24 protein-coding genes, 1 tRNA gene and 1 pseudogene are annotated in these 26,680 nt (G+C 65.4%); 11 read left to right on the top strand and 15 right to left on the bottom strand.

What is annotated here, in order from left to right:
• Positions 1-129: 129 nt before the first annotated feature.
• From KDH83_RS09495 to KDH83_RS09470, 6 genes are all read right to left on the bottom strand, one after another.
• On the bottom strand, positions 130-348 hold the full coding sequence (locus tag KDH83_RS09495) for a hypothetical protein (protein ID WP_212314775.1): 219 nt from the start codon (positions 346-348) through the stop codon (positions 130-132).
• Positions 335-862: a hypothetical protein gene (locus tag KDH83_RS09490; RefSeq protein WP_212314773.1), complete on the bottom strand. Its 528-nt coding sequence runs from the start codon at positions 860-862 to the stop codon at positions 335-337. Before KDH83_RS09490 ends, KDH83_RS09495 begins: the two co-directional genes overlap by 14 nt.
• A 212-nt stretch (positions 863-1,074) precedes the next feature.
• On the bottom strand, positions 1,075-1,365 hold the full coding sequence (locus KDH83_RS09485; RefSeq protein WP_212314771.1) for a hypothetical protein: 291 nt from the start codon (positions 1,363-1,365) through the stop codon (positions 1,075-1,077).
• Between the two features lie 65 nt (positions 1,366-1,430).
• A complete protein-coding gene (locus tag KDH83_RS09480) occupies positions 1,431-1,604 on the bottom strand; it encodes a hypothetical protein (protein WP_212314769.1) in 174 nt (57 codons plus the stop codon).
• Between the two features lie 213 nt (positions 1,605-1,817).
• Positions 1,818-1,908: transfer RNA gene (locus KDH83_RS09475), tRNA-Ser, on the bottom strand.
• A gap of 286 nt (positions 1,909-2,194) precedes the next feature.
• Positions 2,195-2,395 carry a hypothetical protein gene (locus tag KDH83_RS09470; protein ID WP_212314767.1) on the bottom strand — a complete coding sequence of 67 codons (201 nt, stop codon included), beginning with the start codon at positions 2,393-2,395 and terminating at the stop codon, positions 2,195-2,197.
• A gap of 272 nt (positions 2,396-2,667) precedes the next feature.
• Here KDH83_RS09470 and KDH83_RS09465 point away from each other — a divergent pair, with 272 nt between their 5' ends.
• Both KDH83_RS09465 and yaaA read left to right on the top strand, forming a co-directional pair.
• A complete protein-coding gene (locus KDH83_RS09465) occupies positions 2,668-3,450 on the top strand; it encodes a 3-hydroxybutyrate dehydrogenase (protein ID WP_103272919.1) in 783 nt (260 codons plus the stop codon).
• Between the two features lie 21 nt (positions 3,451-3,471).
• The gene (yaaA, locus tag KDH83_RS09460) at positions 3,472-4,242 is read left to right on the top strand and encodes a peroxide stress protein YaaA (protein WP_212314765.1); all 771 of its coding nucleotides are present in this window, start codon (positions 3,472-3,474) and stop codon (positions 4,240-4,242) included.
• Between the two features lie 97 nt (positions 4,243-4,339).
• On the opposite strand, the pseudogene KDH83_RS09455 reads toward yaaA, so the two are convergent.
• Positions 4,340-6,520, bottom strand: a pseudogene (locus tag KDH83_RS09455) (FUSC family membrane protein); the annotation flags it as partial.
• Positions 6,521-7,134: 614 nt separating this feature from the next.
• Between KDH83_RS09455 and KDH83_RS09450 the strand changes: the two are divergent.
• The 4 genes from KDH83_RS09450 to pssA all read left to right on the top strand — a co-directional run bounded on the left by KDH83_RS09450 (position 7,135) and on the right by pssA (position 11,484).
• A complete protein-coding gene (locus tag KDH83_RS09450; protein WP_283093812.1) occupies positions 7,135-8,925 on the top strand; it encodes an acetolactate synthase 3 catalytic subunit in 1,791 nt (596 codons plus the stop codon).
• A gap of 10 nt (positions 8,926-8,935) precedes the next feature.
• Positions 8,936-9,427 carry an acetolactate synthase small subunit gene (gene ilvN, locus KDH83_RS09445; protein WP_103272923.1) on the top strand — a complete coding sequence of 164 codons (492 nt, stop codon included), beginning with the start codon at positions 8,936-8,938 and terminating at the stop codon, positions 9,425-9,427.
• A 72-nt stretch (positions 9,428-9,499) separates the two neighbouring features.
• Positions 9,500-10,516, top strand: a complete 1,017-nt coding sequence (gene ilvC, locus KDH83_RS09440) for a ketol-acid reductoisomerase (RefSeq protein WP_212314761.1) — start codon at positions 9,500-9,502, stop codon at positions 10,514-10,516.
• A gap of 194 nt (positions 10,517-10,710) precedes the next feature.
• Complete coding sequence (pssA, locus tag KDH83_RS09435; RefSeq protein WP_212314759.1) at positions 10,711-11,484, top strand: CDP-diacylglycerol--serine O-phosphatidyltransferase; 774 nt, start codon at positions 10,711-10,713, stop codon at positions 11,482-11,484.
• 40 nt (positions 11,485-11,524) lie between these two features.
• Here pssA and KDH83_RS09430 read toward each other — a convergent pair whose 3' ends face one another.
• A complete protein-coding gene (locus KDH83_RS09430; RefSeq protein WP_212314757.1) occupies positions 11,525-12,445 on the bottom strand; it encodes a CAAX protease in 921 nt (306 codons plus the stop codon).
• 434 nt (positions 12,446-12,879) lie between these two features.
• Positions 12,880-13,398: a hypothetical protein gene (locus tag KDH83_RS09425; protein ID WP_212314755.1), complete on the bottom strand. Its 519-nt coding sequence runs from the start codon at positions 13,396-13,398 to the stop codon at positions 12,880-12,882.
• A gap of 273 nt (positions 13,399-13,671) precedes the next feature.
• Here KDH83_RS09425 and rpsO point away from each other — a divergent pair, with 273 nt between their 5' ends.
• The 4 genes from rpsO (at position 13,672) to KDH83_RS09405 (ending at position 18,481) form a co-directional block, all read left to right on the top strand.
• Positions 13,672-13,941 carry a 30S ribosomal protein S15 gene (gene rpsO / locus KDH83_RS09420; RefSeq protein ID WP_012248532.1) on the top strand — a complete coding sequence of 90 codons (270 nt, stop codon included), beginning with the start codon at positions 13,672-13,674 and terminating at the stop codon, positions 13,939-13,941.
• 90 nt (positions 13,942-14,031) lie between these two features.
• Positions 14,032-16,188: a polyribonucleotide nucleotidyltransferase gene (gene pnp / locus KDH83_RS09415; RefSeq protein ID WP_212314754.1), complete on the top strand. Its 2,157-nt coding sequence runs from the start codon at positions 14,032-14,034 to the stop codon at positions 16,186-16,188.
• A 251-nt stretch (positions 16,189-16,439) separates the two neighbouring features.
• Positions 16,440-17,177, top strand: a complete 738-nt coding sequence (locus KDH83_RS09410; protein WP_212314752.1) for a hypothetical protein — start codon at positions 16,440-16,442, stop codon at positions 17,175-17,177.
• A gap of 86 nt (positions 17,178-17,263) precedes the next feature.
• On the top strand, positions 17,264-18,481 hold the full coding sequence (locus tag KDH83_RS09405) for a threonine ammonia-lyase (RefSeq protein ID WP_212314750.1): 1,218 nt from the start codon (positions 17,264-17,266) through the stop codon (positions 18,479-18,481).
• Positions 18,482-18,493: 12 nt separating this feature from the next.
• Here the strand turns inward: KDH83_RS09405 and KDH83_RS09400 are convergent, their stop codons facing one another.
• The 6 genes from KDH83_RS09400 to KDH83_RS09375 all read right to left on the bottom strand — a co-directional run bounded on the left by KDH83_RS09400 (position 18,494) and on the right by KDH83_RS09375 (position 25,670).
• Positions 18,494-19,522 (bottom strand): fimbrial protein, encoded by a 1,029-nt coding sequence (locus tag KDH83_RS09400; RefSeq protein WP_212314748.1) that lies wholly within the window; start codon positions 19,520-19,522, stop codon positions 18,494-18,496.
• A 65-nt stretch (positions 19,523-19,587) separates the two neighbouring features.
• Positions 19,588-20,574 carry a fimbrial protein gene (locus KDH83_RS09395; protein WP_212314746.1) on the bottom strand — a complete coding sequence of 329 codons (987 nt, stop codon included), beginning with the start codon at positions 20,572-20,574 and terminating at the stop codon, positions 19,588-19,590.
• Between the two features lie 127 nt (positions 20,575-20,701).
• Positions 20,702-23,266 carry a fimbria/pilus outer membrane usher protein gene (locus KDH83_RS09390; protein ID WP_212314739.1) on the bottom strand — a complete coding sequence of 855 codons (2,565 nt, stop codon included), beginning with the start codon at positions 23,264-23,266 and terminating at the stop codon, positions 20,702-20,704.
• A gap of 17 nt (positions 23,267-23,283) precedes the next feature.
• A complete protein-coding gene (locus KDH83_RS09385) occupies positions 23,284-24,072 on the bottom strand; it encodes a molecular chaperone (protein WP_212314737.1) in 789 nt (262 codons plus the stop codon).
• A 143-nt stretch (positions 24,073-24,215) separates the two neighbouring features.
• Complete coding sequence (locus KDH83_RS09380) at positions 24,216-24,752, bottom strand: fimbrial protein (RefSeq protein ID WP_212314735.1); 537 nt, start codon at positions 24,750-24,752, stop codon at positions 24,216-24,218.
• A 294-nt stretch (positions 24,753-25,046) separates the two neighbouring features.
• Positions 25,047-25,670, bottom strand: a complete 624-nt coding sequence (locus tag KDH83_RS09375; RefSeq protein ID WP_283093811.1) for a PIN domain-containing protein — start codon at positions 25,668-25,670, stop codon at positions 25,047-25,049.
• A 318-nt stretch (positions 25,671-25,988) separates the two neighbouring features.
• Here KDH83_RS09375 and KDH83_RS09370 point away from each other — a divergent pair, with 318 nt between their 5' ends.
• Positions 25,989-26,414 carry a hypothetical protein gene (locus KDH83_RS09370; protein ID WP_103272943.1) on the top strand — a complete coding sequence of 142 codons (426 nt, stop codon included), beginning with the start codon at positions 25,989-25,991 and terminating at the stop codon, positions 26,412-26,414.
• Positions 26,415-26,680: the final 266 nt, after the last annotated feature.

Raw genomic sequence — 26,680 nt, 5'->3', positions numbered from 1 at the left:
AGTAGCGTCAAGACGTCTGGGTTCCAGGGCTGGCGTTCGCGGATCTCGCGCAGCTGGTCGGCGGTCAGGGCAGGGCGGAAGGGCATGGCAAATACACTGTATGAATAAACAGTATATTTCGGGCAAGTCCTAGCGCAATTTGGCCCCGTTTTTTGATTGGCTGTCGAGGTCGTCACGCAGCGACATCAGATCAAGCGCCTTGCACGCCAGCTCAAGCAGCCGCGGCAGCTCTTCGCCCCTCGCAAGGTATCCCGCATATGTCCGCCGACTGACGCCCAGGGCGACGGCAGCGGTGTCGTATGTATAGCCATGGCGCGCTTGCCACTCTCGTAGATCATTTGCTGTCATTGCGTTTTGCTCGCTGCATCCATTCGTTCGCCCGCTCCCCCCAGCCAGCCGGCTTGGGCGCTTTCGCAGCGGCGAACAGCGCGGCCGCAGTTGTGGGGTGCATAGGCTTGCCGCGCTTTTTCTCAGCAATCTTCGCGCGGCTTTCGGCAGATGCCGCGCGTTCCCGGCCTCGCGCAGCAGCTTCGGGCGGGACGCCGGTGCGCTCTTGCTTGAGCTTGCGCGTTCCCGGCGTGGTCTGGCCGACGCCCAAGGCTCGCCGCCACATCCATACTTTTGTCGCTCCGACGCCCCAATGATGCCGAATGGCCGCGACGCTTTCCGTTCGCACCGCGCGCGCCAGCTCCCCGGTCAAGATCAGGGCCGCGCGGCCGGTTTTTTTTCGGCGAGGCCAGGGAATCGGCGCGTCGGTCCAGCCGCCGACCTCAAGCCGCCCGTCAATTTCGTCGTCGATCCAGTCGCCGGGGCGGCACCGGGGCGCGACGTAGGGACCGCCGATCAGTTCAGGCGCTTGCATGCTTGGCAGCCTCAAGCGCCGCCTGGACCTTGCGCTGATCAAGCACGGACGCTGCGCCAGCGCGCATCATGACGAGTACGCCCGTCTGCCTGTTGCGCGCCAGAGCGCCTATTTCGTCCCCTCGCTGCACTGTCCCAAGCATGTCCCAGCCGGGGAGTGCTGCGTGCTGATAGAGACGCCAGGCGCCGCCCGGCGTCACCAAAAGGCGTGCCCTATTGCTCATTGCTAGCCTTGTACAGCCTCATCGCGTAGTCGGCTGCTGAGTTCTCGTCGAAATTCGCGCCAACCGAAGCGATGAATTCCAATTGCCCAATGATATTGTCGCGGTCGCCTGCGTGTTCCTCAGCGGCGAAGTATGCATATTGTCCGGCCAGCATTTCGGGGGTGAATTCATGCCCCCCCGGAACATCCACGCCTTCGCACGTTCCTGCATTGATGAGTTCCACGACTCGTTCAACTGTGTGAGCATCTTGCAGGGCGCGGCTGATGGTGATGTTTTCCATGATCGACTCCAAAAAGGGATGCTGCCTGTTCGGCAGAAAGGCCCGCCGGAGCGGGCTGTCCTCGGTTAAGCGAGACGGTCGGAAAGGTCGTGGTCAGTCAGATGGCCGAACAGGAACCAGCCTTCGATGTTGGTGTTCGGCATGGTGCCGTAGACATGGATATCTCCGTTGGAGACGATGCGGTACTTGCGGGCACCGAACTTGGCGATTAGAGCGCTGCGGATTTGCGTGGTCGTCATTTTCTGTCCTTGCCCCTCATCGCGGGAGGCGCCGCTGGCTGCGTGTGCTGCCATGACTCAAATATAGTGCAGAATTTGCACTGTCGCAAGGACTATTTTGTAACGCTGTGGCAATGAGCTGATCGGCAGAGGCGGGGCGATATTCCCCCCACCATCAGAAAAGCAAAAGGCCCCTTTCGGGGCCTCTGCAAAGCACGTAAGTGCTTGAAATACTGGCGGAGAGGGTGGGATTCGAACCCACGGTACGGGGATACCGTACGCCTGATTTCGAGTCAGGTACATTCGACCACTCTGCCACCTCTCCGTGGCTGGGTTCCGTAACGGCGGTTGTCCTGGTTTTTGCTTTTCCCTTTTCCTACCCAAGCTTCGGGTTTGATAAGGGGGTTTGAAACCCCAGGCTTTCCGCGATTAGATCCCTGGTCGGAAGGATCTACGTTGTCGGAGCAGCGAAGCCCGCAATTATACATAGATTTTTTGGTTTGTGTAGCCCCTTGCGATTCCTTGGGGGCAAGTGGGGGCAAACGGCCCTCACGGCGCCAGTGCCATGACTTGCCGCCAAGGCCGCCTGCCCGGTCACGCGGGCTGGCGGCTCAGCTGAGCCTGAAGTACAGAGCGGTGACGCCGCAAATGATCAGGTAGATGTTCAGGGCCTTATAGGCCTTCATGTTGTGCACGTACGGGACGCCAGGGTGCGTCTTCTTGTGCCGCCATATCCGGTACAGGTCGTAGCCTGCATAGGCCAATGCCACCAACAATCCAAGCAGCAGGGCATTGAGAATGATATCTCTCATGGCTCGGGGGCATCCTTGATCGGGTCCAGCTTCAGGCATGGCCGCACCTGCCCGTCGTTGAAAGGGGCAAGCCGCCGAGGCGGCGGCGGATGCGGTCTCGGTTCCTACCTACGCAAACGGAATGACAGGCTGCGTGGAAAAGTTAACGAGTGATGGATATCCTGTCAACGCAAGCGGCATCCGCGGCGGCCGGATCGCGGGGGCGGCCTGGCGCTACACTTGACGCCTCGCTTCACCGTCCGCCTCTCGCGCCAGATCACAGGAGAATTCCCATGCTCAAAGGAAAAGTCGCAGTCGTCACCGGTTCCACCAGCGGCATCGGCCTCGGCATCGCCAGCGCGCTCGCCCAGCAGGGCGCCGATATCGTCCTGAACGGTTTCGGCGACGCCGCCGAGATCGAGAAGATCCGCGCCGGGCTGGCCAGCCAGCATGGCGTGCGCGTCGTGTACGACGGCGCCGACCTGTCCAAGGGCGAGGCCGTGCGCGGCCTGGTCGACAACGCCGTGCGCCAGCTCGGCCGCATCGACATCCTGGTCAACAACGCCGGCATCCAGCACACCGCGCCGATCGAGGACTTCCCGGTCGAGAAGTGGGACGCCATCATCGCGCTGAACCTGTCGGCCGTGTTCCACGGCACCGCCGCCGCGCTGCCGCACATGAAGAAGCAGGGCTTCGGCCGCATCATCAACATCGCCTCGGCCCACGGGCTGGTGGCCTCGGCCTACAAGTCCGCCTATGTCGCCGCCAAGCACGGCGTGGTCGGCTTCACCAAGGTCACCGCGCTGGAAACCGCCGGCCAGGGCATCACGGCCAACGCCATCTGCCCGGGCTGGGTACGCACCCCGCTGGTCGAGAAGCAGATCACCGCGCTGGCCGAGAAGAACGGTGTGGACCAGGAAGCCGCCGCCCGCGAGCTGCTCAGCGAAAAGCAGCCCTCGCTGCAATTCGTCACGCCGGAACAGCTGGGAGGCACCGCTGTCTTCCTGGCTTCCGACGCCGCCGCGCAGATCACCGGCACCACCATTTCCGTCGACGGCGGCTGGACCGCGCGCTGACATCAGGTAGGAACCCCTCTCATGCTGTTTTTGCTTTCCCCCGCCAAGAAACTGGACTACGACTCGCCGCTGCACGTCGAGACGCATACCCAGCCCCTGTTCGTCGACCAGGCCGCCGGCCTGATCAAGGTGCTCAAGACCAAGTCGGCCGACGACATCTCCGCGCTGATGAGCCTGAGCGCGGCATTGTCCGAGCTCAACGTGCAGCGCTACGCCAGCTGGAAGCGCAGCTTCACCCAGGCCAACTCGCGCCAGGCGGTGCTGGCCTTCAATGGCGATGTGTACGAAGGGCTGGACGCGTCCTCGCTGTCGGCCAAGCAGCTGGACTGGGCGCAGGAACACGTGGCCATCCTCAGTGGCCTGTACGGCGTGCTGCGTCCGCTGGATCTGATGCAGCCCTACCGCCTGGAAATGGGCACGCGCCTGGAAACGCCCAAGGGCAAGACGCTGTACGACTACTGGGGCAGTTCGATCGCGCAGTACCTGAACGAACGCCAGGAAGGCCAGAAGTCGCCCGTCATCGTCAACCTGGCGTCCGAGGAGTACTTCAAGTCCGTGGACCTGAAGGCGCTCAAGGCGCGGGTGGTGCAGTGCGTGTTCCAGGACTGGAAGAATGGCGCCTGGAAGATCATCAGCTTCCACGCCAAGCGGGCGCGCGGCCTGATGGCGCGCTATGCCATCCAGCACAAGGTCGCCAAGCCCGACGGGCTGCAGGGCTTCGATCTTGAAGGCTATGCCTACGACGCGTCGGCCTCGTCTGGCGACAAGCTGGTGTTCCGGCGCAAGCTCTGAGCTTCTGGCTTGCTGCAATGAAAATGGCCGCCCTCAGGGCGGCCATTTTCTTGTGGCGTCGCGATATCGGCGCGTGCGCCGGCTCGTCCAGCGCCAGCAGTTCCTGGCGGATCATGTGGGTGGCCTTGATCATCTGCTTGAGCGGGTAGACGAGCGCCGCCTGCTCGCCGTCGGTGTCGAACTGGGTCGGCAGGACCGGCGCGGGCCCCTGCATCCGGCTTTCGTCCAGCAACCGGGTCATGCCGTCCAGCGCCTCGCGCACCGGCGCGGGCGTCTGCGGCAGCGCCGCCAGGATCGGAATGGTGGCGGTGATCTGCGAGGCCAGCACATGGTTCTGGATCAGCAGGTTGTTCAGCTCGGGCACGTTGACCTGATGCGACTTGGGTTCGCTCATCATGCGGTAGAACGCCTCGGCGAAATTGCTGAAGGCGATGTGCACGTTCTTGCGCGCCAGCCGCCAGGCGAGGTCGGCGTCGGCGATGGCCGGGGCCTGGCCGTCCCTGGCCGCGTCTGGCGCGGGATCGGCCGGCGCCTGCATCGCGTCGGCGTATCGCATGCCCGCCAGCAGGTACTCGCGGTTGGCGCGCGTGGCCGCCGCCGCCAGCGGCTTGAGGTAGCGGGCCTCCCACCAGGGCAGGATGTAGCTGCACACCAGCGCCAGCGCGCAGCCGATCAGCGTGTCGATGGCGCGTTCGCCGATCACCGACATGGACACCGTGCCGGGCGAGACGAAGTGGAACACCAGCACCACGAACAGCGTGTTGAAGATGGCGCTGGCCATGTAGTTCAGCTGTACCAGGCTGTTGCCCATGATGCAGGCGGCCAGCAGCACGGCGAACAGGATCTCGGGGCTGTCGGTCAGGTCGAACAGCAGCAGGGCGCAGACGCAGCCGATGACGGTGCCGGTCAGGCGCCAGCCATTGCGCTGTCGGGTCAGCGCGAAGCCGGGCTTCATGATGATCACGATGGTCAGCATGATCCAGTAGTTGTGCGCCGAGAAGGCCGGCGACAGCCAGCGGCTGGCCAGCGTCATCGCCAGCGCCGCCGCCGCCGTCACGCGCAGCGCGTAGCGGAAGTGCGGCGAATCCAGGCGCAGGTTGCTGGTCAGAAGGCCGAAGCGGAATTCCTGGCGCGAGATGAAGCGCGTGAGCGACTTGCTGATGCGCAGCACGTCGGTGGGCTTGGCATCGGGCGAGGCGGCGGTGTGGTCGGCCAGCCGGTCGACGATGCGGGTGGAATTGCGCAGGCGGCGCAGCACCTGGATGATCAGCGCCAGCATTTCGGGCTCGCGTTCGCCGAAGCCCTGTTGCTTGAGTTGCTCGATTTCGTACTCGATGGCGCGCAGCTCGGCCTTGGCGCTGCTGCGGTACTGCACCTTGCGCCCGCGCGACACGTCCAGCGCGATGCGGTTCAGTTCCAGCGACATCTTCACCAGCGCGTCGCGCATGAAGATCAGGCTGTCGTTGCCGGCCAGCGCGCGCCGCAGCGCGGCGTAGTCGGTGTGCGTGGCCACCAGCGTGTCCAGCAGCTGCAGCATGTCCACGAACATGTTCCAGATCATCACGCGCTGGCGGTCGCCCAGGCCCTTGCCGCGCGGCAGGGCGCGCAGCACCATGTCGCGCGCCGCCTGGTGCTTTTCCGTCATGACGGACTGGCTCTGGATCAGCGCGCGGTAGGCGTCGTCCAGGTCGGCGGTCGCGTCATAGAAGGCCGCGCGCGCGGCCACGTAGTCGGCGGTGGCGAACAGCGCCACCGACATGGCCTGCTGCTCCTCGCGCAGCCAGAACAGGCGCGAGAAGCCCAGGCTGAACGCCACGTAGAACAGCGCGCCGCCCAGCGTCGCGGCGGCATGGGCCAGGACCTGGTCGGGCTCCAGCGGCGAATGCATGGTCAGCGTCATGAGCAGCAGGGCGGCGAAGCCGATCAGGCCGCCGCGCTTGCCGAAGACCGTGAACATGGAAAAGACGAAGCACTGGGCGATGACCGCCAGCCAGATCAGGACCGGATGCGTGGATGCCAGGCCGGTGATGATCACGGTCAGCGTGCCCAGTAGCGCGCCGCCCAGCATTTCGTTGGTGCGGTGGCGCTGCGGGCCGCCGGGCTGGTCGATGATGGCCAGGCACTGCGCGCCGAAGGTGGCGACCAGGCCCGTGGCGTAGTGGCCGAACAGTCCGCCCACCACCAGCACGGGCAGCAGCATGCCTATCGCCTGGCGCACCCCTCCGAAAAAGTAGTGGCTGTAGAGGAAGCGGCGAATGCTGGCAATGCGCAAATCCATGGGCGAGCGGCGTGCGGGCTGATTGATGCGACAAGTATAGAGAGCGGCGGGCTTTTCGGGGCCGGATTACTGCGCCAGATTGTTGCCACGGGGGCGCTTTGGCGGCGCTCGGGCGGCGCTTTGGCGTCGGTTCGGACGCGGGTCCTGGTCCGGGTTCGGGGGGCGAGGCAGGACAGGTCCGAGCCGGATTCCGAAATGATGCGGGACCACAATATGGACCTCAAAGGACCAGCATGTGGACCTGCGGCAGCGGCCCGCCCGCGCCGCAAAATCCGGGGCCGGATCTTCCGCGATACCTGGGCGCAACACCGCGCCACGCATGATTTGCTACGGATGACGCAATGCGGTAGAGTCGTTGCCTTGCGCTGGCCTGCCTATCCGAAGCCGGCGCGTTGAGGCGAATTTTCTGGACCACCTTCCAGGATCTTCCGCAGCAGTTACACCTGCCGTTGGCCGCGCCACAAGCGTGTGTTGCCAAGGCTTCCATTTCGACCTCCAGCGTCCCCAAGGGGCGTTCGCACTGCGTTCTGTCGAACGTATGCCGGGTCGGCAAGGTGTCCGGGTGGCGTGGCTCCGTGAGCCGCAAAGCGCCGGATCATGTTGTCGCAGCCGGTATGGGTTCAGTTGCCGCCGTATCCGGGCGGGCAGCAGTCAGGGTTAGCAGGGCCGGTTTTGAAAGGAATGACAACATGGAACTGAATGGCGCCGATATCGTCGTGCGCTGCCTGGCCGAAGAAGGCGTGGAACACGTTTTCGGCTACCCCGGCGGCGCGGTGCTTTACATCTACGACGCGATTTTCAAGCAAGACAAATTCCAGCATATCCTGGTCCGCCATGAGCAGGCCGCCGTGCATGCCGCCGACGCGTATTCGCGCTCGTCGCAGAAGGTCGGCGTCTGCATCGTGACCAGCGGCCCCGGCGTGACCAACGCGGTCACCGGCATCGCCACTGCCTACATGGACTCGATCCCGATGGTCATCATCAGCGGTCAGGTTCCCACGGCGGCGATCGGCGAGGACGCCTTCCAGGAATGCGACACCGTCGGCATCACGCGTCCCTGCGTCAAGCACAACTTCCTGGTGCGCGACGTCAAGGACCTGGCCGAGACCATGCGCCGCGCGTTCTACATCGCGCGCACCGGCCGTCCCGGCCCGGTGCTGGTCGACATCCCCAAGGACGTCACCGTCGCGCAGTGCAAGTACGCGCCGCCCAAGGGCGAGATCACGATGCGCTCCTACGCGCCCGTCAACAAGGGGCACCAGGGGCAGATCAAGAAGGCCGTGCAGATGCTGCTGGCCGCCGAACGCCCGATGATCTACACCGGCGGCGGCGTGATCCTGTCCAATGCCGCGCCCGAGCTGACAAAGCTCGTGACGCAGCTGGGCGCGCCCTGCACCAGCACGCTGATGGGCCTGGGCGGCTATCCCGCCAGCAGCGGCCAGTTCGTGGGCATGCCCGGCATGCACGGCACGTATGAAGCCAACATGGCGATGCAGCACTGCGACGTGCTGCTGGCCATCGGCGCGCGCTTCGACGACCGCGTGATCGGCAATCCCAAGCACTTCGCCCAGAACGCCCGCAAGATCATCCATATCGACATCGATCCCTCGTCGATCTCCAAGCGCGTGCGCGTGGACGTGCCCATCGTCGGCAACGTCAAGGACGTGCTGGCCGACCTGAGCGCCCAGTACGAGGCGGCCGCCGCCGAGCACAAGCCGGCCTCCATCACGAAGTGGTGGGAGCAGGTCGAGACCTGGCGCGGCAAGGAATGCCTGAAGTACGCGGGCTCGGACGAAGTCATCAAGCCGCAGTACGTGGTGGAAAAGCTCTGGGAAGTGACCGGCGGCGACGCCTTCGTCACCTCCGACGTGGGCCAGCACCAGATGTGGGCCGCGCAGTACTACAAGTTCGACAAGCCGCGCCGCTGGATCAACTCCGGCGGCCTGGGCACCATGGGCGTCGGCCTGCCGTACGCCATGGGCGTGCAGATGGCCAATCCGGGCCAGGAGATCGCCGTCATCACCGGCGAAGCCTCGATCCAGATGAACATCCAGGAACTGTCGACCTGCGCGCAGTACCGCCTGACGCCCAAGATCGTCTGCCTGAACAACCGCTTCCTGGGCATGGTCCGGCAGTGGCAGCAGATCGACTACGGCTCGCGCTACTCCGAGTCGTACATGGATTCGCTGCCCGACTTCGTCAAGGTGGCCGAGGCCTACGGCCACGTGGGCCTGCGCATCGAGCGCCCGGCCGACGTCGAGCCGGCGCTGCGCGAAGCGTTCAAGAAGCACAAGGACCGCCTGGTCTTCCTGGACTTCATCACCGACCGCACCGAGAACGTGTGGCCCATGGTGAAGGCCGGCCGCGGGTTGACCGAAATGCTGCTCGGCTCTGAAGACCTGTAAGGAGGCCACCATGAAGCATGTGATTTCCGTCCTCCTCGAGAACGAACCCGGCGCGCTGTCGCGCGTGGTGGGGCTGTTCTCCGCGCGGGGCTACAACATCGAGACGCTGACCGTCGCGCCGACCGAGGACGCCACGCTGTCGCGCATGACCATCGTCACCACCGGCTCGGATGAAATCATCGAGCAGATCACCAAGCACCTGAACCGCCTGGTGGACGTGGTGAAGGTGGTCGACCTGACCGAAGGCTCGCACATCGAGCGTGAGCTGATGCTGGTCAAGGTGCGCGCGGTGGGCAAGGAACGCGAGGAAATGAAGCGCATGGCCGACATCTTCCGCGGCCGCATCATCGACGTGACCGACAAGTCCTACACCATCGAACTCACCGGGGTGCAGGAAAAGGTGCAGGCCTTCCTCGAGGCCCTGGACCGCAGCGCCATCCTGGAAACCGTGCGCACCGGCGTGTCCGGCATCGGCCGCGGCGAACGGATCTTGAAGATCTGAGGCCGGGATTTCCCGGCCGCACCCTGCAACTGAATCAATCGAATATCCACATACTGGAATCTGGAGCACAACATGAAAGTTTTCTACGACAAAGACTGCGATCTCTCCCTCGTCAAGGGCAAGACCGTCGCCATCATCGGCTATGGCTCGCAAGGCCACGCGCACGCGCAGAACCTGCATGACTCGGGCGTGAAGGTCGTCGTCGGCCTGCGCAAGGGCGGCGCCTCGTGGAACAAGGCCGCCAGCGCCGGCCTGGACGTCAAGGAAGTCGCCGACGCCGTCAAGTCCGCCGACATCGTCATGATGCTGCTGCCCGACGAGAACATCGCCTCGGTCTACAACAAGGAAGTGCACGCCAACATCAAGGCCGGCGCCGCGCTGGCCTTCGCCCACGGCTTCAACGTGCACTACGGCCAGGTCGTGCCGCGTGAAGACATCGACGTCATCATGATCGCGCCGAAGGCCCCGGGCCACACCGTGCGCAACACCTACAAGCAGGGCGGCGGCGTGCCGCACCTGGTGGCTGTGTACCAGGACAAGTCCGGCGCCGCGCGCGACGTGGCCCTGTCCTACGCCAGCGCCAACGGCGGCGGCCGTGCCGGCATCATCGAGACCAACTTCCGCGAAGAAACCGAAACCGACCTGTTCGGCGAACAGGCCGTGCTGTGCGGCGGTACCGTCGAACTGATCAAGGCCGGCTTCGACACGCTGGTGGACGCCGGCTACGCGCCCGAAATGGCCTACTTCGAGTGCCTGCACGAGCTGAAGCTGATCGTCGACCTGATCTATGAAGGCGGCATCGCCAACATGAACTACTCGATCTCGAACAACGCCGAATTCGGCGAATACGAGACCGGTCCGAAGATCGTCACGGACGACACCCGCGCCGCCATGCGCCAGTGCCTGACGGACATCCAGAACGGCGAGTACGCCAAGCGCTTCATCCTGGAAAACGCCGCCGGCGCCCCGACGCTGACCTCGCGCCGCCGCATCAACGCGGAATCGCAGATCGAGCAGGTGGGTGGCAAGCTGCGCGCCATGATGCCCTGGATCGCCGCCAACAAGCTGGTGGACAAGTCCAAGAACTGATGCCCGCCAGGGCGCCGGGCCTGCCCGGCGCCCCACGCAGCGTCACGGCGGCATGCCTGCGAGGGCATGCCGCTTTTCTTTTTCCTTTCGGGCGAAACGCGCCCCACGCCGCGCCGGCGCGTAAGGCCGTCCGGCCCGCAAGCGGGGCCAGATGGGTTAACCTTTCGATCTGTCCGCCGCAAGTTTTCCAGACCATGCCCAATTTCTCCATGCGCGATTCCGAGAACCGCCATCGCAGCATCTACCTGCTGCCCAACGCGTTCACCACCGCGGCCCTGTTCGCGGGGTTCTACGCCGTGGTGCAGGCCATGAACAACCGCTTCGAGGTCGCCGCCATCGCCATTTTCGTGGCCATGGTGCTGGACGGGATGGACGGTCGCGTGGCGCGCCTGACCAATACCCAGTCCGCCTTCGGCGAGCAATACGACTCGCTGTCCGACATGACCTCGTTCGGCGTGGCGCCGGCGCTGGTCATGTACGAATGGATCCTGAACGACCTGGGCCGCTGGGGCTGGCTGGCCGCGTTCGTCTACGTGGCGGGGGCCGCGCTGCGGCTGGCGCGCTTCAACACCAATATCGCCGTGGTCGACAAGCGCTACTTCCAGGGCCTGCCCAGCCCCGCCGCCGCCGCGCTGGTGGCCGGCTTCGTCTGGCTGGCCGTGGACAACAAGCTGCCCATCCATGACAGCGTGATGGCCTGGGTCGCGTTCACGGTGACCATGTACGCCGGCATCTCGATGGTGTCGAACGCGCCGTTCTTCAGCGGCAAGAGCTTCGCCCTGGGCCGCAGCGTGCCGTTCTGGGGCATCCTGCTGGTGGTGGCCGTGTTCGTATTCGTCTCCAGCGATCCTCCGGTGGTGCTGTTCGGCCTGTTCGTGCTGTACGGCCTGTCGGGCTGGATCATCTGGGCGCTGCGCTGGAACCGCGCGCGTCGCTTGCAGCAGGAACGGCGCGGGCAGGGGAACTGAGGTTGCCGCAGGCGGCGTTCCTTTCCTGCGACGCCGCCGCCTATCTTGGCAGCACGACGAAGCGCTGAGGGCGTCCGCGGCGTATCCTGGCCTCCAACGCCCGGTTTTCGGTATTGGAACGAGCGGCCAGGGTCGCCAGCTGTCCCAGCGTACGAATCCGGTGCACGCGGGTGCGGTGTTGAAAGCGTCTGATTTCTTCCGTTGAGCAGGCGCGCCTGGCGCTTTGCAGCAGCCCGTTCACTTGCAGCAAGCGCAGGTTCTCGGGATGTATCAAGGCCAGCAGGCGTTCCGCCGTGGTGATCTTCTCCTGCAAGTGGCGTACGGCATCCGCTTCTGTCAGGACGCCATACCGCTTCCAGGCCGGCTCGTGGTGGAACAGCCGGTTGCGGAAGTCGCGCAGCGTCTTGGCCAGGTCACGAGCTTGTCCGAGAACGGCAGCCGCCTGCGGGACCGGCCAGGTGCCACGCAATACCGTGGACAGGTGCCTGGGCCAGATCAGCCCGCGGCCCATGAACTCGGCATCCAGCAGGAATACCCAGGTCGAGAACTCTGTCTTGCCGATCACGCCGGCGTGGCTGGGCTTGAGATGGCCGCGCAGGCGATGCCGGCTGCGCATTTCGCTTATGTGCTTGCGCGTCGCCTTGATGAAGCTGTCGTGCGCTGCCTGGACCTCATAAGGGGTGATTGCGCCGGTTGCGTAAGACCGGTGCCGCAAGCGATTCCCGGCCCACCAGAATGTCCCCATGCTGGCGCTCAGGGTCTGATCAATCGCGTTGCGCAGGGTGATTTCCACGGCGCCCATCAACGGATACAGCGCCCCGCAGGCGTGCGCGTTCCATAGATAGGCGCCCATCAGTTCCATGTCGTTGGCGGGACTGAAAACCGTCTGATAACTTGCGATGCGCGCGTTGCTGATCAGGGTGTCGATCAGGACCGGGCGGTATTGCAGGGTATACGGCATGACGGCGTGGCTCCGGAGTGTTTTTTTGGGGGGGCGGCTGCGGTTTCTACGGTTGACTGCGTCGCGCCTGATTCCTAGAATCGCGGCAAGGTTGGTGATGGCTTCCAATGGGCGCAAAGCCTACGACCCATCATGTAAGACCTGATCTCACCCCGGCCTTGAGCCGGGGATTTCTTTTTCGGATGCCTGCTCAGGGCATGCGCCAGGCCGGGCGTGTTGTTTGCTTGGTCGCTGGAACCATAGCGCAAGCGCGTTGCCCGCGTGGGCGGCGCGGTGACGATCTTGTCCATGTCAGTCGTGGTTCATGCGAAAAAAAACCGCCGAGAGGCGGTTTTTTCATTGCCGGGTCGCTCCAAGATGAAAAGCGCCCCCTCGGCGGGCAGCAAGCGCGCATAGTGCGCGCGGCGTGGGGGTATCTTTCATGGCCGAGGCATTCAGCGCCACATGAACCTGTCCTCGTCGTACATCGGATCCGGCCCGGGATGGAAATGCGTCACGCCCGAACCGTCGCGGCCCATGTACACGTACATCAGCGAATTCCAGACGCTGTTTTCCTTGTAGCGATAGGACCAGACCACTTCGCGCTTCTCGCCCAGCCCCGCTTCGTCGATCCGGGCCGGCGGGCCGAATTCGCAGCGCACCCGGTCGGGGCTCCAGGTTCCGGTCTCCAGCACCTTGAAGTGCGGGTCGGTCAGCAGCGGCAGCACCCGATCCACCTTGCCGTCGGCGCCGACGTTGGCGCCCCAGGCGTATTGGCCCATGGGCTGCTGGGTCCAGATGACGCGCCGGCCGCCGTTGGCCTGCGGGCATTCGAAGTTGGGCCGGCCGAACCGGGCCTGCACGTCGGCCAGCGGCGTGCCGGGCGCGACCTGGGCCAGGTTGGCGCAGGCCGACAGGGCCAGCAAGGCGCCTGCCGCCAGGGCGATGCGGGCGGCTTTGTAATGAAATGTCATATTTTGCTCCCCTCGAAGGCGGAAGGACGCCCCTGGGGCGCCAGTAGGGCAATTCTATCGAATCAGCTATAATCGTCGGGCTTTATCCAGGCATCCGTTTCGCATGATGCCGAATCGCGCCGGCGGCAGCGGCGGCGGGCCAGGCCAAGAGCCAGGTTCCACCAGCCCCTGCAGGCAGCAGTGAGAAAGCGATTACGCCAATCCGGTCCGCGATTTTTTTTCCCAACCACGTCAGGGCGCCTCGGCCCTGTCGCATGTCCGAAGAGGTCATAAATGTCTGTTGCTGACATCAAGAAAGCCGATATCGTTGCGCAATTCCAACGCGCTCAAGGCGACACCGGTTCCCCCGAAGTTCAGGTGGCTCTGCTCACCGCCCGTATCAACGAACTGACTGGTCACTTCAAGGAACACATGAAGGACCATCACTCGCGCCGCGGTCTGCTGCGTATGGTCAGCCGCCGCCGCAAGCTGCTCGACTACCTCAAGGGCCGCAATCCCGATTCGTACCGCGCTCTGATCGAAAAACTCGGTCTGCGCAAGTGATCGACGGGGCTGGCTCCCCATGACGCAACCGTGGCCGGTGCGACTCTTGTCGCGGCGGCCACGGTTTTTCATTTGTAAGGAATAACCGTCATGTTCAACAAAGTGACTAAATCGTTCCAGTACGGCCAGCACACGGTCGTCCTGGAAACCGGCGAGATCGCTCGCCAGGCCTCCGGCGCCGTCGTGGTGTCGATCGAGGACACCGTGGTCCTGGCGACCGTCGTGGCCTCCAAGAAGGCCAAGCCGGGTCAGACCTTCTTCCCGCTGACCGTCGACTACATCGAGAAAACCTACGCTGCCGGCCGCATCCCCGGCGGCTTCTTCAAGCGCGAAGGCAAGCCGTCCGAAAAGGAAACGCTGACCTCCCGCCTGATCGACCGTCCCCTGCGTCCGCTGTTCCCCGAAGACTTCTACAACGAAGTCCAGGTGGTCATCCACACGCTGTCGGTCAACCCTGAAATCGACCCCGACATCGCCGCCATGATCGGCGCCTCGGCCGCGCTGGCCATCTCGGGCATCCCGTTCAACGGCCCGATCGGCGCCGCGCGCGTGGGCTACATCGATGGCCAGTACGCCATCAACCCGACCGCCTCGCAGCTGAAGTCCTCCAAGCTGGACCTGGTGGTCGCCGGCACCGAGAACGCCGTGCTGATGGTGGAATCGGAAGCCGACCAGCTGTCCGAAGAAATCATGCTCGGCGGCGTGGTCTACGGCCACCAGCAGATGCAGGCCGTCATCAACGCCATCCATGACCTGGTCAAGGACGCTGGCAAGCCCGAGTGGGACTGGCAGGCTCCGGCCAAGGACGAGGCCCTGATCGCCGCCGTCACCGCCGCCGCCCAGACCGGCCTGAACGCCGCTTACCAGGTCCGCGAAAAGCAGGCCCGCACGACGCAGCTGCGCGAAGTCTACGCCAACGTGTCGGCCACGCTGAACGCCGCCGCCGCCGAGAAGGGCGAGCCGGCGCCTGACGCCGTCACCGTCGACAACATCTTGTTCTCGCTGGAATCCGCCATCGTGCGCGGCCAGATCCTGAACGGCGAGCCGCGCATCGACGGCCGCGACACCCGCACCGTGCGCCCGATCAGCGTGCGCCTGGGCGTGCTGCCGCGCGCTCACGGCAGCGCCCTGTTCACCCGCGGTGAAACCCAGGCGCTGGTCGTGGCCACGCTGGGCACCAAGCAGGACGAGCAGATCATCGACGCGCTCATGGGCGAGTACCGCGACCGCTTCATGATGCACTACAACATGCCTCCGTTCGCCACCGGCGAAACGGGTCGCATCGGTGTGCCCAAGCGCCGCGAAATCGGTCACGGCCGCCTGGCCAAGCGCTCGCTGATCCCGCTGCTGCCGGCCCCGGAAGACTTCCAGTACACCATCCGCATCGTCTCGGAAATCACCGAGTCCAACGGCTCCTCGTCGATGGCTTCGGTCTGCGGCGGCTCGCTGGCCATGATGGACGCCGGCGTGCCGGTCAAGGACCACGTCGCCGGCGTGGCGATGGGCCTGATCCTGGACGGCGGCAAGTTCGCCGTGCTGACCGACATCCTGGGCGATGAAGATCACCTGGGCGACATGGACTTCAAGGTCGCGGGCACCGAGAACGGCGTCACGGCCCTGCAGATGGACATCAAGATCCAGGGCATCACCAAGGAAATCATGCAGGTGGCGCTGGCCCAGGCCCGCGAAGGCCGTCTGCACATCCTGGGCAAGATGAAGGAAGCGCTGGACGGTTCGCGCGGCGAGCTGTCGGCTTTCGCCCCGCGCATGCTGACCATCAAGATCAACCCCGAGAAGATCCGCGACGTGATCGGCAAGGGCGGCGCCACCATCCGCGCGCTGACCGAAGAGACCGGCACGCAGATCGACATCTCCGACGACGGCACGATCGTGATCGCCAGCGTCGACGAAGCGCAGGCCAAGGAAGCCCAGCGCCGCATCGTCGAGCTGACCGCCGACGTGGAAGTGGGCCAGGTCTACGAAGGCGCCGTGCTGCGCCTGCTGGACTTCGGCGCCATCGTCCAGGTGCTGCCGGGCCGCGACGGCCTGCTGCACATCTCGGAGATCGCCAACTACCGCATCGCCAACATCAACGATGTGCTGAAGGTCGGCCAGCAAGTCCGCGTCAAGGTCATCGAGGCCGACGACAAGGGCCGCCTGCGCCTGTCCATCAAGGCCATCGGTGGCATCGAGCAGCAGCAGGCCGCTGCCGAAGCCGCTCCGCAAGCCGAGGCGCAGCCCGAATAAGGCTTGCGTTTCGACGGGAAAACGGCGCCGCAAGGCGCCGTTTTTTTTCGCCCGCCACCCGCTCGCGCGTGCGTACAGGCGCGGACGGGCCTGCCGCGTGGCCGGCTGCTGATTCATCTTCTTGCTTCTTCGGGGTCTCTACGGCTCCCATCCTCGCATTCCTTACGGTAAAGTTCAGCGCACAGGACAGGGTGCCGCGCATTGCGCCAGGCGCCCGGCAGCGGAGTCGGGGGGAAACGGATGGTCAGGGCATGACGGGACGGCTGATACCCGCGGGCATCGCGGTGATGTGGTCGGTGGTGTTTTCCGCGCTATTGGCCGGCTGCGCCGGCACTCCGCCGCCGGACGGCAAGGGCCCCCGCAGCGAGAGCATGTCGGCGGACCAGTTCGGACAGACTGATTTCAACCGCACCGTCACGCTCGAGGTCCGCGACAACCTCGCCAGCCTCTACGTCCTGCTCGACAAGCTCTACCGCCGCAATCCCCGCGAATGGCGCAAGACCGACGCCGCCGACCAGCCGGCCGCCGTGGCGCGGGTCAAGCGCGCCATCGAAGAGCGCCGCCCGCCGCCCGGCCTGTCCGGCCTGCGCGACATCCAGATCCTGGCCGTCTCGCTGGACCCCAACTACTCGGGCGACCGCGTCGCCGCCTTCATCTACGGCCTGGCCGACACCATCATCGCCGCCCACAACGGCAAGACCCGGCTGTATGTGTCCGACGCGCTGGACGGCCAGCGGGTCTACAATGCCGCTCGGAACGTCGAGGCCGCCGCCTGGCTGCTGGCGTCGCGCCATAACAGCCAGGGCGAGCCGCTGCTGCTGGCCAACGAGATGTCGCAGAATGCCACGAACCTCAGCTTCGAGCGCGAGTTCGGCGCCATCATCGGCCGGCTGGACCTGATCGCCAACCTGCTGGGTGAAAACTCCAGGCGCATCGGGATCAACTACGCGCAGGGCTTGCTGCTGTTCAATTTCCTGCCGGTGCGGTAGGGCGCGGCGCGCAGTCCACCCGATGCCGCCAGCCGTTCGCGTTCCACAGGACAACCGCCGCGCAGGCACCCACAGGACCGTTCACCGTGATTGACATCGCCTCCATCCAGACCGCCCGCGAGAACCTGCGCGGCCAGGTGCTCAAGACCCCGTTCACCCTGTCGCGCACGCTGTCCGACATCTTCGGGGCCGAGATCTGGCTGAAATTCGAGAACCTGCAGTTCACCGCCAGCTTCAAGGAGCGCGGCGCGCTCAACCGCATGCTGACGCTGTCCGAGGCCGACCGCGCCAAGGGTGTCATCGCCGTGTCCGCCGGCAACCACGCGCAGGGCGTGGCCTACCATGCGCAGCGCATGGGCGTGCCGGCCGTGATCGTGATGCCGCGCTTCACGCCCACCGTCAAGGTCGCCAACACCCGCCGCTTCGGCGCCGAGGTGGTGCTGGCCGGCGACACCTTCGACGACGCCAAGGCGCGCGGCTACGAGCTGGCGCAGGAGCGCGGGCTGATCATGATCCACCCCTACGACGACGAGGCCGTCATCGCCGGCCAGGGCACGGTGGGCCTGGAAATGCTGGAAGACCAGCCGCAGTTGGACACGCTGGTCGTGGCTATCGGCGGCGGCGGCCTGATCTCGGGCATCGCCACCGCGGCCAAGGCGCTCAAGCCCGGCATCGAGATCGTGGGCGTGCAGACCGAACGCTTCCCGTCCATGTACGCCGCGCTCAAGGGCGTGACCATGCCGCAGGGACCGTACACCATCGCCGAGGGCATCGCCGTGAAATCGCCCGGCGATATCACGCGCGAGGTCGCCGGCCGGCTGGTCGACCGCATCGAGCTGGTCAGCGAGAGCGATATCGAGCACGCCATCGTGGTGCTGCTGGAGATCGAGAAGTCCGTGGTCGAAGGCGCCGGCGCGGCCGGCCTGGCCGCGCTGCTGCGCGCCCAGGAAGAGGGCAGCGACTGCTACAAGGGCAAGCGCATCGGCCTGGTGCTCACCGGCGGCAACATCGATCCGTTGATGCTGGGCGAGCTGATCGAGCGCGGCATGGTGCGCGCCGGCCGGCTGGCGCGCATCCGCGTCGACCTGCGCGACCTGCCGGGCGCGCTGGCGCACGCCACCAAGCTCATCGCCGACGCCCAGGCCAACATCACCGAAGTCCATCACCAGCGCGCCTTCACCTCGCTGCCGGTGCGCAACGTGGAAGTGGACTTCGTGTTGCAGACCCGCGGCCATGATCACATCCAGGAAGTGATCGAGGTGCTCAATGCGGCGGGCTTCGCCGCCAGCAACCACGATCACTGAGCGGCGGTCCGTCTACTTGTAGCTGAGCGTGAGCGTGGCCATGCCGTTGGCCTGGCCGGTCGTGACGGCGGGCTTGGTCTGGTAGTAACGGGCGGTGAAGGATGCCACGTAGTCGCCGTTCTTGGTCGGCCCCAGGTCCATGGGCTGGCCGAACTGCACGGGCTGGCCGGTGCCGTTCAGCACCTGGATGCCGATGCCGGTGGCGTCCGTGGAGCCGCTGGCGGCAAGCTTCAGCACGCCTGGCGCGTTGGACGGGTCGGCCGTGGCGTCCATGGTCAGCGACACGGTATTGAACTGGTTGTTGGTCGAGACGCGACAATTGACGGTGACGTCGAACGGCTTGCTGCCCTGCGTATTGCCCACGCCGGTGAACCAGCTGCGGCGCACCTGGCCCAGGTCGACCTGCAGATTGCTCGATTGGGGAGCGATGTTGCAGGTGGGAGAGAGGACCTGGATGTTGCCGACCAGGATCCGCAGGTAGGGCTGCATGGGATTGCCGCCCGCGTAGCCCATGCCATAGAGCCCGGGCGCGAGCGCGCCGTTGCCGGTCACCGGGGCTGTCTTGACGAGCGTGAGTTGAATGCTGAAGAAGCCGACGGTCAGGGAGTCCTGATAAGCGCCATTTTGCATGACCGCGGTATTCGTCACGGTGCGGGGAAAATAGCCTAGGCCCTGCATGTTGATCCGGTATCCGATGCCGTCGATATTGGTGGAGTAAGTTGCCACCGGGCTGGAAATGGACGCTGGTGCCCCTCGGCTCAGTTCGAATGTCGAGACCAGCGAGCCGCCGCTGCTGTTGCAGCGCATGAGCAGGAACCGGGTATTTGATATGGGCAGCGTCACGGTGCCTATCGTGCTGCCGACCGCCGCATTCTGGGGGACGACGATGGGCGCGGTCGCATTCAGCGTGAAGGCGCCCCGGTCCATTTCGGGCGTCCAGTAGCACAGCGCGTGCGCCTGCGTCGCCAGGAGGCTGGCGGCCAGCAGCAGGAGCGCGGCCAGGATACGGGTCGAGGGCATCGGGATGGACGGGAATCGCATCAAGGGCTCGACTTCAATTGGCCGGAATGGATGGCGGATTCGCCACTTTTTCGGGCGTTCGCGCCTCACTTGTACGTCAGGGTCACGGTGGCCAGGCCATTGGCCTGGCCGGCCGACACCGTGCCGCCGGTCTGGATGTAGCGCGCGGTGAACGGCACGGTGTAGCCCGCTGGCTGCGATGGGCCCACATCAACGGCCTGCCCGAACACGACCGGGTTGCCGAGCGCATTGCGCACCTGTATGCCCACGCCGCCCGCGATCGGACCCGGCCCGGCGGTGGCCAGGCGCAATGTCCCTGGCTGGCCCGATGGATCGGCGGTCGCGTCCATGGTCATCATGACCGTGTTTCCCTGTCCCGCCGGCAGTGCATTGCAGTTGAGCCGGATTGAGAAATTCCTGGCCGCCGTGACGGACCCCACTCCGTGGAACGCGTTGCGGTACACGGACCCCAGCGGCACGGTAAGGTTCTGCGAACTGGCGTCGACGCTGCAGGTTGGGGTCAGGATGCTGCCACCGGCCAGCAGGATGCGGAAGTACAGTTGGCTCGGGTTGCCAGCGGCCTGGATTCGGGCGTATTCGCCGACCGTCAGCGGGCCGTTGCCAACGATGGAGGAAGTTTTCACCAATTCAAATTGAACATACGACCAACTGAGATAAACGGCGACATCGGCGTTGTAGGCGATTATCACTGTCGACGGCAGGGTAATCTGGTTGCCGCCCATGATGCGGACTCGATACCCGATGCCTTGGATATTGGTGCTGTAGACGTTGCTCAGTCCTGCAACCGCCGATCCCTGGCTGGTCTGCCCGCTGATGCTCAAGTTCCCCACGGAGCCATCGGCCCGGCAACTTCCGACCCATACCAGACCGGCGGTGTTGGCAATGCCGGCGTAGAAGGGCGCCACCGTGGCGCCGACCGCGGCGTTCTGGGCGACCTGAACCTGCCCGGGACTGAGCACGCTATCGCTAATTTGCATGCGCGGCGAGTAAGTACAGGAGGCCCAGGCATGCACCGTGCAGAACAGGCTCGCCAGCAACAGCAGGCCGCGCATCAATAGGATTCGAAGCCGTTTCATTCGCAAACTCCGTTTTTGGCTTCGATAGCACGGTGGATGCCAAGCCGTGTTGCCAGTTCTTTATGGCGGGAAACCTCCAGCATGCGTGGATGCAAGCGCGGCATCATGAGCAGCGTCCCTCGAGCTGGCGGATCGGCGAGGGCTTGTCCTCGCGGGGGAGCACATACTTGACCGCGCATTGCGCGGCCGCGCCCTGGCCCCAGATCACCTTCAGCGTGCCGGCTTCAGGCGCGCCGGTCACATAGGCCTGGCCCTCGGGGCCGACGATGCCGACTTCCTGGCCCGCCTCGTTCTCTATGCGCGAGCCGAAGGGCAGCGCCCGGCCATCCCGGTCCTTGAGCGTCAGCATCAGGCGATAACCCACCGAGGTCTCGAACGGCGCCAGCACCACCGCGCCACGCGTGGGCACCACGTCGCGCGCCGCGTATTTCACGTCCACCGAATCGCCCAGGTCCTGGGTGATCAGCGCCAGCCGGTTGCTGCGGTATGGGGTGACGTTCGGAATCACCGCGTTGCCCGCCGTGTCCGTGCTGACGCCGGCCTGGGACTCGATGCCGACGCCCGAGGCCTTGGGCGCGCGCACCAGCGCGATGGTCTCTCCCAGCGGCTGGGACAGGGTCACGCCGTCGCCGTGGGCGACGACGCCGCCGGACAATCCCAGGTTGGTCTGACCGTAGCCCGAGCCCTGGCTGCGGCCCAGCGTCACCGTGCCATAGCGGCCCTTGTAATTGAGGTTGGCGCTGCCGCTGCTGCTGTCCTGGTTCGACTGGTTCGCGGTGATGCCGTAGGTCAGGCGGTAGTCGTTCATCGCGCTGCCGAACAGACTGGCCTGCTGGGCCACGCGGCCGTTGTTGTCGTGCGAGGCCGAGTACATGGCCGTCGCGCCCGTCTTGCCCAGCGGGATCGACAGCGTCAGCATGACCTGCCGGTTGGACGGGCCGTACAGGTTCGAATACTGGTTGTAGAACAGGTTGTAGTTGACTTGGCCGTAGCTGCCGGAATAGCCGAGCTGGACGAGCTTGTCCTTGTGCGGGCTGTTCCAATAGCTCTGCTGGCGCGCCGACACATACACGGATCCCCAGTTGCCCAGCGGCTGCGAGACGTCGAAGCGGATCTCGTTGCGGCGATTGGCGAAGGGCAGGCCGTAGTCCTGCGCATAGCGCATCTGCACGGATTCGGTGAAGGTGCGATATCCGCTGGTCGAGTAACGGTAGCCGGCCATGCGGAAGTTGGTGCCGGTCTGTTCCAGCGATTTGGCGTACAGGAAGCGCAGCGACTGGCCGGACAGCATGCCGCCCTGGTCCTGCTGCGTGCGAGCCTGGGTCAGGTCCAGCGACACCGCGCCCAGGCTGCGCATGTTCTTGCCCGCGCCCGCCATCAGCGACTGGTAGTTCTGCGCCAGCGTCGTGCCGCCATACAGCGTGAAATCCATCGGCATGCCGCGCGCCGCCGTGGCCTGCAGGAAATAGGGTCGGCGGATGTCGCCCTGGTTGTAGACGTAGCCGTTGCGATATTGCCCGGCCGTGGCGCTATAGCGCCAGGCGCCGTCGCGCAGCAGCGTGGGCACGGCGGCGTAGGCCTGCACGAAATGCGTTTCGCGGCCGTCTGCCTCGGTGACGGTCACATCCAGATCGCCGCCGCCCGAGGTGGGATACAGGTCGTCCAGCGCGAAAGGGCCGGGCGGCACATAGGTGCTGTAGATGATGTAGCCGTTCTGCCGCACGGTGACGCGCGCGTTGGTCTGGGCCACGCCGCGTATGGTCGGCGCATAGCCGATCAGGCTGTCCGGCAGCATGGAATCGTCCGACGCGATCTGCACGCCCCGGAACTGCACGCTGTCGAACAGGTCGCCCGGCGTGCTGCCGTCGCCCAGCAGCAGCTGGCCACGGATCGAGCGCAGATCGCGCTGGGCGTAGGTCTGTACCGCTTGCCAGCGGCCCTGGCCATACTGGTCGCGGTTGTAGGTCGAGTAGTTGCGGAAGCGCCAGTCGCCAAGATTGAAGCCGCCGCGCAGGCCGGCGAACACCGCGTTGTTCCTGGCCGTCCTGTCCGGTTGCGGGCCGTAGGGGCCGTTGACGGTCGGACTGGGACCGGCGCCCGGCCTGGCGCCGTCGTACTGCGTCAGGTTGAATTGGTAATCCAGCATGGCGGCATTGATGCCCCTGTCCCATTTGGACGGGTCGATCGCGCCGCGCGCCGTGCGCTTGAGCGCCGCCTGCGGAATGCTCAGCGACAGCTGCTGGCGGCCCGCGTCATAGGTGTACGAGGCGTCGGGCAGGCTGGCCGCCAGATCCACGCAGCTTTCCGGCGGCAGCGTCGTCAGGCTGCCGATGGCGGCCGCGTTCACGCCCCAGGATTCAAGCATGTTCCGGGTCAGGCAGGGCTGCGCGTCGCGCTTGCCCGGGGCTTCCTCGAAGCGCAGCTGGACCTGGCCCAGCGCATTGCCGTCGCGCACCACGTCCACCATGTAAGTGCCCGGCAGCACCTGGTTGCCGAACTTGAACACGGACAGGTCCGCGTTGGGCTGGTCTCCTCCGATGCCCAGGAATCCTTCATTGAAGATGCTGGCCGCCGGTTGCGCGGCCGTGCCGGCCTGCGGCGCCAGCGCCAGGGCGAGCGCCAGCAAGGCATGGTTGCGGATCGGCGCGGAGCATGGAGCGGAAGTCACGGCGTACCCTCGATGTATCAGGGCTTTCCTGCGCCGGCGGGCACGGGTTCGGGCTTGAGCGGCACGGGCTCGCTGGCCGCGGGCACGCTCACCATTTCCACGGCGGTCTCTCCGCCGTAGTCGTTGATCGTGGTGTAGGTCACAGTGACCGCCTGCGGCGTCTTGATCGCCTTCAGCGGATAGCTTTGCTCCGCCATGGGCGCCAGCATTTCCGTGTGGATGTCCTGCTGATCCTTGTTGATCCGGAAGCCCGTGAACGTCACGTGATAGGGCGTGGGGTTGATCACTTTCAACACGGCGCCCTGGCCGTTGGCGCCGGCCGCCACCGCCCACTTCAGGCTGTTGCGCGCCAGCGAGGCGTCGCCGCCGCGCAGCGCCGCCGGACGGTAGAACAGCTTGATGCGCGTGCGCACGGCGATCTGCAACACGTTCTCGCCCTCGGCCTTTTCGGGGATTTCCTTGACGTTGAGCCAGAAGACCGATTCGCGGTCGGCAGGCAGGTCATTGGAGGACACGCGCATGATGCGCAGAATGTTCTCCATGCCCGGATCCAGCCGCGACAGGGGCGGCGTGATCAGGAAGGGGGTCTTGTTCCTTCCTTCGCCGGCGTCCAGCCAGGCTTGCACCACATAGGGCGCCTTGCCCTCGTTCTTCATCGAGATCGACGCTTCGCGGTCCTTCTCGTTGACGATCACGCGAGTGCCGCCCAGCAGGATGGCGGCATGGGCGGGCGCGGCCATGCCGGCGCACAGGCTGGCACCCGCCAGGGCGCGGGCGACGGCTCGCGTGGTGGTGGTGAAGGACATTGCTGTTCTCTGAAGCACGATGGATCCCGGCCGCCCGCGAAGCGCCGGCGGATACACATGGAAGGGCGGCGCGCGGGGTCGTCGCCGGCGGCCTCGTCCGCCAAAGGGGCGGGCCGCCGGGACGAGCCAGGCTCAAGCGCGGCTTACTGGTACGCGACGGTGAATTGCGCCACCGCATTACCCGTGCCGGTCGTGACCGAGCTCAGGACCGAGATGTACGAGGCCTGGAATTGCAGCGAGTTGTTGCCCTGCGCCAGCGGATAGCTGGCCGATGGCGAACCCAGGTTGATAGGCGTGCCGGACGAGTCGGCGATTTCGATGGCAGCGCCGGTGGCGAAGGTGCCGGCCACTTCACCCACGCCGATGCGCAGCTTGTTGGCGTTGGTGGCGTCGGGAGTGCCCGAGAACGATACCGTGGCGCCGGTGACGGTGGCGCCGCAATTGAGCAGGTCGATCGTGAACTTGGCGGGTGTCGAACGGTTGCCCACGGCGCCGTTCAACACCGACCTGGACACCGTGCCCAGCGGCACGGTCAGGTTCGTGCTGCTGGGCGAGATCGAGCACGGCGTGTCGACGATCTTGCCGACGAAGTTCACGTTGCCGTCGGCGGCGAGGGCGGCCTGGGCGGACGCGGCCAGCGCGACGACTACGGCGGCCTTGGTGAGGGAGAGGGGTTTCATCTGCGTTTCCTGAGAGTTCGTGGACTGAAGGATTTGCCAAACGGCAGGCCAGTCTAGGCAGCGGAAACGCGTTGAAAATCATCGCTTGACGATTGTTCGGAATTCAACCGGCGGTGCCGGGTAGCGATGCACTATTTTTTGAAATGATTCAACGGAAACCCGCGGATCGTTTCCGTTTGATGCGCTTTCGTGGAGATTGGGCGTTGCGCGGACGCACAGGCCGGTTTCCCTTTGTCCTAGTCGAAGGACATGCGTCGGTGGCGCCTCTTGCGGCGTACGGCGCATCGGCGCCGTTCAGCCTTGCGCGGCCTCGGCGCTGGCGGCGTCGCGCGCGACCAGGGATTTCAGGCGGTACAGGCGCTCGCGGTGCAGGGTCGTGGCCAGTGCCTCGGGTTCGCGGCCCAGGGCCACGTAGTCCGCGGGTATCTGCGCCACGGCGTCGCGCATGCGCCCTGCGCCTTCCTGCCACCATTGCGCCAGCATGCGGTCGGGGTTGTAGACGTCCAGTCCCTGGCGGCGCAGTTCCGAGCGGTTGAAGTCCTTCAGGTTCCAGGTCATTACCTGCACCACGGGCACTTGCTGCAGGCCGCAGCGCGCGCGCCTGGCCAGTCCGGCCGCGATCACGTGGAAGTCCTTGGGATCGCTGTAGCGCAGCGAGGCTTCGTAGGCCTGGGCGTCGCGCTCCAGGGCCTGTGGAAAGCGCGCGTTCATGTCCGCCCATTGCTCCGCCATGACCTCTGGCGGGATCTCCCAGATGCGCGAGGCGTTGCGTCGCCATTCTTCGCCGATGCGCTCGGTCCAGACAGGCTGGTAGACGCCGGCCTCGGCCAGCCGGAGGACCAGGCGACGGACGATGCCGGACATGAGGACGCAGGCGTCCAGGACGATGAAGGGGGCGGGTAGCGGGTTGGCGGTCAAGATGGGCTGGGCCCGGCGGACGCGGGGCTGGAAGGCGATAAGAAGATGGGCAGGCGCAAGAATAGTGCTTTTTCGTCGGGTCCGCGCGGTGCGGGCGGGGCAAGGCGTGGCGCCATGCCGGCGTGCCGACGCGGACCGCGTCATATCGGGCAAGCGGTCCTTCGTAATGCAGTGAAATCGAAGCGTGCGCGCGGCATGCGCCTTTCTGTTGGACCGCGCGAATGCGCTGGAGATAATCCATAGGCCCGGATGCGAGGGATATCTGCAAGGCCTGTCCCGCGTGTTTCGGGAGGCTGAATAACAACCAGGAAATCTCACATGAAGTGGCTTATCGGCGTGACGGCGGCGAGCGTGTTGAGCGGGTGTGTTTGGTTGATGCCGGTGGATTCGGCGTTGAAGTACTCACATGGCAGGCATATCGGCAGGATCGCCGATCGGCTGGGACTGCCGCAAGAGCGAGGACTCGTGACCCGGCAGAATGGAGAGTTGACAGAGGTCTGGTCCTGGAGGGCCAGCCGCGATCTGTACCAGGAGAAAGCGACGTACTTGACGGGAGAGGTCAAGACGGACAAGGGAAAAATGCCGTTCTCGGGAAAGAGCTACACCTATGAACCGGCGGGCACGGCTTCGTGCACGATCAGCTTTTCCTTTGACCACCAGGGAATCATCTATGCGACCGATTACAGCGCGTCGCTGTCGACCTCGGCATGCGACAGCATGCTCATGCGCTTGCCGCCCTTCTAGCGGAAGGACTGCCATGGCGGCGGCAGCTTGAGCCGTCATCACGGCAGGCGCGCCGCGCTGGCGGGAGGTGGTGCCCGAGACCGGAATCGAACCGGTACGGCCTTGCGGCCGAGGGATTTTCGTACCACTTCGGCTTTCGCCGCCGGCGCGTCACGCGCCGTTCGTGGTCTGGAGCACGCCTTCGCCATAGCCTTGCGGCCTTAGGCGCCCGCCGTCTGCTCTCTACACCTTCCCGGCCCTTGCGGGCCGGGCTTGGCTCGGTGTCA

The organism is Achromobacter sp. Marseille-Q0513, from assembly GCF_018195695.1.
GTDB lineage: Bacteria > Pseudomonadota > Gammaproteobacteria > Burkholderiales > Burkholderiaceae_B > Achromobacter.
This window is presented reverse-complemented; position numbering and strand designations above follow the sequence as displayed.

Bases quoted from the DNA above. Each gene is read 5' to 3' on its own strand.
- KDH83_RS09495 (WP_212314775.1), bottom strand. From the start codon at position 348: ATGACAGCAAATGATCTACGAGAGTGGCAAGCGCGCCATGGCTATACA.
- rpsO (WP_012248532.1), top strand. From the start codon at position 13,672: ATGTCTGTTGCTGACATCAAGAAAGCCGATATCGTTGCGCAATTCCAA.
- KDH83_RS09425 (WP_212314755.1), bottom strand. From the start codon at position 13,398: ATGACATTTCATTACAAAGCCGCCCGCATCGCCCTGGCGGCAGGCGCC.
- yaaA (WP_212314765.1), top strand. From the start codon at position 3,472: ATGCTGTTTTTGCTTTCCCCCGCCAAGAAACTGGACTACGACTCGCCG.
- KDH83_RS09400 (WP_212314748.1), bottom strand. From the start codon at position 19,522: ATGCGATTCCCGTCCATCCCGATGCCCTCGACCCGTATCCTGGCCGCG.
- KDH83_RS09385 (WP_212314737.1), bottom strand. From the start codon at position 24,072: ATGTCCTTCACCACCACCACGCGAGCCGTCGCCCGCGCCCTGGCGGGT.
- KDH83_RS09490 (WP_212314773.1), bottom strand. From the start codon at position 862: ATGCAAGCGCCTGAACTGATCGGCGGTCCCTACGTCGCGCCCCGGTGC.
- KDH83_RS09370 (WP_103272943.1), top strand. From the start codon at position 25,989: ATGAAGTGGCTTATCGGCGTGACGGCGGCGAGCGTGTTGAGCGGGTGT.
- pnp (WP_212314754.1), top strand. From the start codon at position 14,032: ATGTTCAACAAAGTGACTAAATCGTTCCAGTACGGCCAGCACACGGTC.
- KDH83_RS09465 (WP_103272919.1), top strand. From the start codon at position 2,668: ATGCTCAAAGGAAAAGTCGCAGTCGTCACCGGTTCCACCAGCGGCATC.
- ilvC (WP_212314761.1), top strand. From the start codon at position 9,500: ATGAAAGTTTTCTACGACAAAGACTGCGATCTCTCCCTCGTCAAGGGC.
- KDH83_RS09380 (WP_212314735.1), bottom strand. From the start codon at position 24,752: ATGAAACCCCTCTCCCTCACCAAGGCCGCCGTAGTCGTCGCGCTGGCC.
- ilvN (WP_103272923.1), top strand. From the start codon at position 8,936: ATGAAGCATGTGATTTCCGTCCTCCTCGAGAACGAACCCGGCGCGCTG.
- KDH83_RS09480 (WP_212314769.1), bottom strand. From the start codon at position 1,604: ATGACGACCACGCAAATCCGCAGCGCTCTAATCGCCAAGTTCGGTGCC.
- KDH83_RS09430 (WP_212314757.1), bottom strand. From the start codon at position 12,445: ATGCCGTATACCCTGCAATACCGCCCGGTCCTGATCGACACCCTGATC.
- KDH83_RS09485 (WP_212314771.1), bottom strand. From the start codon at position 1,365: ATGGAAAACATCACCATCAGCCGCGCCCTGCAAGATGCTCACACAGTT.
- pssA (WP_212314759.1), top strand. From the start codon at position 10,711: ATGCCCAATTTCTCCATGCGCGATTCCGAGAACCGCCATCGCAGCATC.
- KDH83_RS09395 (WP_212314746.1), bottom strand. From the start codon at position 20,574: ATGCGCGGCCTGCTGTTGCTGGCGAGCCTGTTCTGCACGGTGCATGCC.
- KDH83_RS09470 (WP_212314767.1), bottom strand. From the start codon at position 2,395: ATGAGAGATATCATTCTCAATGCCCTGCTGCTTGGATTGTTGGTGGCA.
- KDH83_RS09450 (WP_283093812.1), top strand. From the start codon at position 7,135: ATGGGTTCAGTTGCCGCCGTATCCGGGCGGGCAGCAGTCAGGGTTAGC.
- KDH83_RS09410 (WP_212314752.1), top strand. From the start codon at position 16,440: ATGACGGGACGGCTGATACCCGCGGGCATCGCGGTGATGTGGTCGGTG.